The following is a 6,839-nucleotide window of genomic DNA, read 5'->3' as shown; positions in this document are numbered from 1 at the left end:
CGACCAGCCTCGACTGTCGGATGACGTTCTCGCAGTGTGTCGAGCAGGGCGTTATAGAGCAGCTGGGCGTCAGCCGGGCTAGCTGCAGTGGAGAAACCGGGGCGCAAGCCTTTGCGGGTATCGGCGGCAAGGGTAAATTGGGACACCAGCAACAGGCCACCATCGATGTCCCGCAGCGACGCATTCATCCGCCCTTCTTCATCGGCAAACAGGCGATAGTTGAGTAGTCGCTCGGCCACTTTTTCCAGGAGTAACGGAGTGTCATTGCGCTCTACGCCGAGGAACACCAACATGCCCTGATCGATAGCACCCACCTCCTCTTCGTCGACGCAGACACGAGCATGGCGGACACGCTGAATTAAAGCTTTCACTGACGGGAGTACCTTATGCTGAGCGGTCAGTCAGCCATTGCAGCATATCCCGCGTGGCGTGAACAAGGGCATCACTCATGGCGGGTTCAAAAGCCGAGTGGCCGCCATCGCGAATGATGCGCAATTCACTTTCAGGCCAGGCCGCGTGCAGGCTCGCAGCGTTTTCCAGCGGGCAGACCATATCGTAGCGTCCGTGCACAATGATGCCTGGAATGCCCTGGAGACTGGCGGCGTTGTCGAGCAACTGATTTTCTGCCAGAAAGCCCTTGTTTACAAAATAGTGGGTTTCAAGCCGGGCCATGGCGAGCGCGTTGTGCGCTTCGTTGTTGGATTTCAGTTCTCCCGGGTGTGGGCGCAGGCTGGCGCAGGTAGCCTCCCAGTTTGCCCACGCGCGAGCGGCACTCATGCGCTCTATATCGTTGCTTACCTGCAGTTCCCGGTAATAACCGCCGATCAAATCGTCTTTATCGGGGGCATGCGCAAGCAGCTCATCCCACGCATCCGGAAATACCCGGTTGGCGCCGTCGCGATAAAACCAGTCCAGGTCGCGTTGCCGGCAAAGGAAAACACCGCGCAGTACCATGCCGCTTACCCGCTCTGGACGGGATTGGGCGTAGGCCAGCGCAAGGGTAGCACCCCAAGAGCCGCCAAACAGCAGGCAGCGTTCAATGCCGAGGCTATCGAGCAAACGGTCAATATCGTTTAATAAATCAGTCAGGGTGTTGTTGGCGATTTCTGCATGCGGTGTCGAGTGGCCGGAGCCGCGCTGATCAAAAAGAATTATCCGGTAAGCTTCCGGGTCAAAAAAGCGTCGACTGTTGTGATTGCAACCCGCGCCGGGACCACCGTGAAGAAACAGCACTGGCGCGCCATCCGGACTGCCGCTTTCCTCACAATACAGTACGTGCGGTGAATCCACCGGTAACTGGAAGGTGCGATAGGGTTTTATTTCTGGATACAGGGGTAGCACTGAATACCTCAAGCACAGCTGCTATTAAAGCTTAGCCTATGCTGGCGGTTTCAGCGAGGACGTTTTGGAGCAGCAGTGGGCGCGGCTTAGCCGCACCCACTGCTTTACTTAGCGAACAAGTGGCAAACCTCCTGACTGGCTTTAACCTTTGGCAGCGTTACCGGCACGCTTGCGCTCGTGCTCTTTCAGCAGTTTTTTGCGCAGACGAATACTTTCCGGTGTAACTTCGACCAGCTCATCGTCTTCGATAAACTCAAGCGCCTGCTCAAGCGTATGACGCACTGGCGGTGACAAGGTCAGCGCTTCATCGGTACCCGATGCACGGACGTTGGTCAGCTGCTTGGCCTTGGTGGGGTTAACCACAAGGTCGTTGCTGCGCGAGTGCAGACCGATTATCTGGCCTTCATACACTTCTTCACCGTGACCCAGAAACAGTCTGCCGCGATCCTGCAGGTTAAACAGGCCATAGCTGAGGGTCTTACCCTGCACCATAGACACCAGCACGCCGTTGTTACGGCCGCCAACGTCACCCATTTTAACCGGACCATAATGATCAAAAATGCTGGTCAGAATGCCGGAACCCGAGGTCAGGGTCATAAACAGCGAACGGAAACCGATCAAACCGCGTGACGGAACAATGAACTCCAGTTTTACCCGGCCCTTGCCATCTGGCTGCATGTTGGTCATTTCAGCTTTGCGCAGACCCAGCTCTTCCATGACCGAGCCCTGATGCTGCTCTTCCACATCGATCACGACCTGCTCAAAGGGCTCGTGAATCTCACCATTAACTTCTTTTTGCACCACTTCCGGACGCGATACGCCAAGCTCAAAACCTTCGCGGCGCATGTTTTCAATCAACACCGACAGGTGCAATTCACCCCGGCCCGAAACAATGAACTTGTCCGGCGTATCGCCCGGACGCACGCGCAGAGCCACGTTGTGGATCAGCTCCTGCTCAAGACGCTCGGAAATATTGCGGGTGGTGACGTACTTGCCTTCTTTGCCGGCAAACGGCGAGTCGTTGACCTGGAAGGTCATGCTGACGGTCGGTTCGTCGACTGTCAGTGCTGGCAGTGCTTCTACCGCCTCTGGAGAGCAGAGGGTGTCGGAAATACTCAGGCCTTCGATACCGGTAATACAGACGATATCGCCGGCGCGGGCTTCCTGCACTTCCACCCGTTCCAGACCAAGGTAACCCATTACCGAGAGCACGCGGCCTTTGCGCGTCTTGCCGTGACGGTCAACCACCACCAGCTGCTGGCTGGGGCGCAAGGTGCCGCGAGTAATGCGGCCAACCCCAATAACGCCAACATAGCTGGAGTAATCCAGGGCAGAAATCTGCATTTGCAGCGGCGCGTCGACATCGACTTCCGGCGGGCTAACCCGGTCGACAATCATTTCAAACAGGGGCGTCATGTCTTCGGCCAGCTCGTCGGCTTCCGGGCCGGCGTAGCCATTGAGGGCAGACGCGTAAACGATCGGGAAATCCAGCTGCTCGTCAGTGGCACCCAAACGATCGAAAAGATCAAATACCTGATCGATTACCCAGTGCGGACGCGCGCCTGGACGGTCAATCTTGTTCACCACCACAATCGGCTTAAGGCCGCGCTCAAAAGCTTTCTGGGTAACGAAACGGGTCTGCGGCATGGGGCCATCCACCGCGTCGACCAACAGCAGTACACTGTCGACCATCGACAGCACCCGCTCGACCTCGCCACCAAAATCCGCGTGTCCGGGCGTATCCACGATATTGATGCGGTAGCCGTTCCAGTTGATAGCGGTATTTTTGGCAAGGATAGTAATACCGCGTTCGCGCTCCTGGTCGTTGGAGTCCATGATGCGCTCGGCGCCTTCACTGCGGCGATCAAGTGTACCGGACTGGCTGAGGAGTTTATCGACCAGGGTGGTTTTACCATGGTCAACGTGGGCGATAATCGCGATATTGCGTAACTTTTCGATCATTGAGAGTCTCTGTGGGGCGTGCCCCGAAATTGCGAGGCCTTTCTGGCGTCGTTGAAAATACGGATGTCGTGGGAAGCGTCGTCTGTCAGAATCGGTCTTCACCGGCTCGCCGGTCGCGAGCGGCGCGCATTATAGCCCATAAAACAGTCAACTGCCTTGGGTTAAGCGTGTTAATCCCGTTACAATCCGTCCAAATTAAAACTAAAGCCTACCTAAATGACTCATAACGCGACCGTAAAAGACAACTGGACCAAGCGCTGGACCTTTATTCTTGCCGCTACCGGGTCCGCTGTTGGTCTTGGCAATATCTGGAAATTCCCTTATATAACAGGCGAGTACGGCGGTGGCGCCTTCGTACTAATCTATCTTGCCTGCATTTTACTGGTCGGCGTGCCGGTGATGATTGCTGAAGTTATGCTGGGTCGAAGCACACGCGCAAATCCGGTAGACGCAATGCTGATTCTGACCGAGCGGGAAAATGCACCCAAGCTGTGGAGCATTGTGGGTATCGGCGGCGTTATTGGCGGCCTGCTGATTCTGATGTTTTACAGTGTTGTGGCTGGCTGGGCGCTGGATTACAGCTGGCAAAGCCTGACCGCTCAGTATGACGGTTTACCCGCACCAGCCATCGAGGCTAATTTCGACGATGTGGCGGGCAGTTTCGCCCGGCAATGGGGCTGGCAGAGCCTGTTTGTGCTACTTACAGGCGGTGTTATCGCGGCGGGTGTAACCGGCGGCATTGGCCGTGCGGTCGAAATTTTGATGCCTTTGCTGATTGTTTTTCTTCTTATTCTGCTCGGCTACAGCTGGGCCACGGGTGATTTCATCACCAGCCTGAAATTCATGTTTACGCCAGACTTCTCAAAACTCACCACAGAAGCGGTATTGGTTGCCCTCGGGCACGCCTTCTTTACATTGAGTTTGGGGATGGGAGCGATCATGGCCTACGGTGCGTACATGCCAGGCGAGCACTCCATTGGCAAAACCGTCATCACCATTGGCTTTTTGGACACAGCCATCGCACTTATAGCCGGCATGGCTATCTTTCCGCTGGTCTTTGCCAACAACCTTGAACCCAGCTCCGGCCCTGGCTTGATGTTTGTTTCACTGCCGATTGCCTTCGCCCACATGCCGGGCGGCATGGTGTTTGGCAGTATTTTCTTTATTCTGGTCAGCATAGCCGCACTAAGTTCGTCTATTTCCCTGATTGAACCCGGGGTGGCCTGGCTTGAGCGACACGGCATACACCGCAAGGTGGGCACCACCGGCGCGGCGCTGATTGGCTGGCTTGGCGGCATTGGCTGCATTTACTCCAGTGATTTCTTCAACTCGCTGGATCACATCACAGCTAACTACATTTTGCCTCTGGGCGGCCTGCTGATTGCGCTATTTGCCGGCTTCGTGATGAGCCGCGACCATGTGAAAGAGGGTGTCCGCTTCGATACCGACACCTTCTTTAGCCTGTGGTACTTCGCGCTGCGCTATATCGCACCGCTCGGTATTCTCATTGTCTTTCTGCATAGCGTCGGCCTGATCTAATGCTCAAACCGCTGCATGTGTTTATTGGCTTTTGCCTGCTGGTCTTTGGCGGGCTCTACTATTACGCCACCGAACAGGATGACAAACACTCCGCCCAAGCGCGCCTTTACCTTGAAGATGCGCTCAGCGAGATCTCCAGCTGGCAACCAGAAGCCTTGCGCCACCACCTGACCCCCGCAGCCCGCGAGGCGGTCAGCAATGAGCAGCTTTATCAGGTACTTGAGCAGTACCGGCCGCTAGGCAAATTCAAAAGCCTGCACAGCCTACAGTTTTCAACTCTGACGGCAGCATTGTCGGTATTTGGTGAAGAACAGCGCCTGAGCTACAGCTTTCCGGCACGATTTGAGAATGGGGAGGCTTTGGTGACCGCGACACTGGCGGTTCACGAGGGGCAATTCCGGCTCTATAACTTCAGCATTCGCCGATCCGAGAGCTGACAGGGCGCGCCTAACGTCCATCAAGACATTCGGCGCGCTGAATTGGCTCAGCCTTCGCTGCCTTCTTCTTTTTCGATACCCAGCAACTCAACTTCAAAGATAAGTGCCTGGTTTGGGCCAATCGCACCCTGAGTGCCGCCGGGGCCATAGGCCAGATCAGAGGGAATGTAGAGTTCCCACTTGCTGCCCACCGGCATCAGCTGCAGTGCCTCGGTCCAGCCGGCAATTACACCATTGACCGGGAAAGTAATGCTCTCACCGCGCGCATAGGAGCTGTCAAATTCGGTACCGTCAATTAAGGTGCCGCGATAGTGCACTTCGACCACGTCATCAGCTGCAGGCTTGGCGCCATCGCCGTTATCAATCACCTTGTACTGCAGCCCACTTTCCAGTGTAACTACACCGTCCTTTTTGGCATTTTCTGCCAGATAGGCTTCTGAGGCCACGCGATTTTTCTCAGCGTCCTGCTCGGCCTGGGCCTGCATTTCAGCCATTTTCTTTTGCTGATAACCCTGCAGGGTAGCCATCATGTCCTCTTCGGACATCTTCAGCTCACCACCGTCGATACCATCACTGACACCAGCGCTAAAGGCGGCCACGTCCAGCTCCATGTTTTGACCGATGCGCTTACCCAAGTCCACACCAAAGCTGTAGCTCACTTTTTGCATTTCTGAATCGAGCTTCACCTCCGCCGGGGCAGAGGCATCCTTGCCATCACAGGCGGCCAAAACAGTGGCCAGGGTCGCTACGGCGAAGACTTTTCTTTTCATTCCAGTACCTTCTCGTCTACTCTTAGGAGAATTTCGTGCCGTGATACAGCACAACAGGGGCAACAGTCTGCCACAAATTAGGGGCCGGACAATAGCTATAGTGCGTCAAGTTTGTATAATGGAATTGATGTTTTTTTGAACATTTTCGGAAGGTTAGGAAGCATGCCAGGCAATAATAAAAAGGCAGGCAGCGTCGAAGCACTGGAAAAAAAGCTGGCTGCCTTGCGAGAAAAGCTGCTGAACACCCAGGCTCAGCAGCTAAAAAAGGCGCAGAACGCCGCCGAAAAGGCGGGTAATGACGTCCAAAAGCTTAAAACTGCGCTGAAAACGTCGCAGCAAAAATTGCGCGCGGCAAAAACGCCTGCACAGACCAAGAGCGCCCAGACAGCGCTAACCAAGGCAGAGAAAGCTCTGACTGCCGCCGAGGCGACAGCGGCTGAAGCCAACGTTAAAATTGCCGAGATAAAGGCGGAAATAGAGCGGGAAAAAGCGGCCCATGCCGCCGAACAGGCAGCTATCAAAAGCATGCCGAAAGCCAAGGCTGCCGCCAAAAAGGCGCCGCCAGCTAAGAAAGCACCTGCAGCCAAGAAGGCGGCGCCCAAAAAGGCCGCGCCAAAGGCCAAAGCAGCTCCTGCGCAGCCCAAAGCCACCCCCGCGAAAGCCAAGGCAGCAAAGAGCGAGCCCGCCAGCAAAGCCGAGAGCGCTAAGACTGCACCAGCGAAAAAGGCCCCAGCGAAGGCAAAGGCCGCAGCTAAAGCGGCAAAGCCAGCAAAACCCGCGCCGGTTGCAC

At 55.7% G+C, this 6,839-nt stretch carries 7 protein-coding genes; 3 read left to right on the top strand and 4 right to left on the bottom strand.

What is annotated here, in order from left to right; all coding sequences use genetic code 11:
- From dtd to typA, 3 genes are all read right to left on the bottom strand, one after another.
- A partial coding sequence (gene dtd, locus AC222A_RS18435) for a D-aminoacyl-tRNA deacylase (RefSeq protein ID WP_486775409.1) occupies positions 1-371 on the bottom strand: 371 nt, incomplete at its 3' end.
- 13 nt (positions 372-384) lie between these two features.
- Entirely contained in the window at positions 385-1,341 is a 957-nt protein-coding gene (pip, locus tag AC222A_RS18430; protein ID WP_372765189.1) for a prolyl aminopeptidase, read from the bottom strand.
- Positions 1,342-1,482: 141 nt separating this feature from the next.
- Entirely contained in the window at positions 1,483-3,303 is a 1,821-nt protein-coding gene (typA, locus tag AC222A_RS18425) for a translational GTPase TypA (RefSeq protein WP_372781289.1), read from the bottom strand.
- A 216-nt stretch (positions 3,304-3,519) separates the two neighbouring features.
- Here typA and AC222A_RS18420 point away from each other — a divergent pair, with 216 nt between their 5' ends.
- Positions 3,520-4,842: a sodium-dependent transporter gene (locus tag AC222A_RS18420; RefSeq protein WP_372749561.1), complete on the top strand. Its 1,323-nt coding sequence runs from the start codon at positions 3,520-3,522 to the stop codon at positions 4,840-4,842.
- A complete protein-coding gene (locus AC222A_RS18415; protein WP_486775408.1) occupies positions 4,842-5,279 on the top strand; it encodes a hypothetical protein in 438 nt (145 codons plus the stop codon). The genes AC222A_RS18420 and AC222A_RS18415 overlap by 1 nt, the downstream gene beginning before the upstream one ends.
- Before the next feature lie 47 nt (positions 5,280-5,326).
- Here AC222A_RS18415 and bamJ read toward each other — a convergent pair whose 3' ends face one another.
- Positions 5,327-6,049, bottom strand: coding sequence for a BamJ family beta-barrel-assembly machinery protein (gene bamJ, locus AC222A_RS18410; protein ID WP_372749563.1), 723 nt, complete (start codon positions 6,047-6,049; stop codon positions 5,327-5,329).
- A gap of 162 nt (positions 6,050-6,211) precedes the next feature.
- Here bamJ and AC222A_RS18405 point away from each other — a divergent pair.
- Positions 6,212-6,839, top strand: a 628-nt coding sequence (locus AC222A_RS18405; protein WP_486775407.1) for a hypothetical protein, incomplete at its 3' end; no start/stop codon positions are given.

The organism is Litorivivens sp., assembly GCF_057445395.1.
This window is presented reverse-complemented; position numbering and strand designations above follow the sequence as displayed.

Excerpts from the sequence above, each read along its gene's own strand:
- AC222A_RS18420 (WP_372749561.1), top strand. The coding sequence starts at position 3,520 with ATGACTCATAACGCGACCGTAAAAGACAACTGGACCAAGCGCTGGACC.
- typA (WP_372781289.1), bottom strand. The coding sequence starts at position 3,303 with ATGATCGAAAAGTTACGCAATATCGCGATTATCGCCCACGTTGACCAT.
- bamJ (WP_372749563.1), bottom strand. The coding sequence starts at position 6,049 with ATGAAAAGAAAAGTCTTCGCCGTAGCGACCCTGGCCACTGTTTTGGCC.
- AC222A_RS18415 (WP_486775408.1), top strand. The coding sequence starts at position 4,842 with ATGCTCAAACCGCTGCATGTGTTTATTGGCTTTTGCCTGCTGGTCTTT.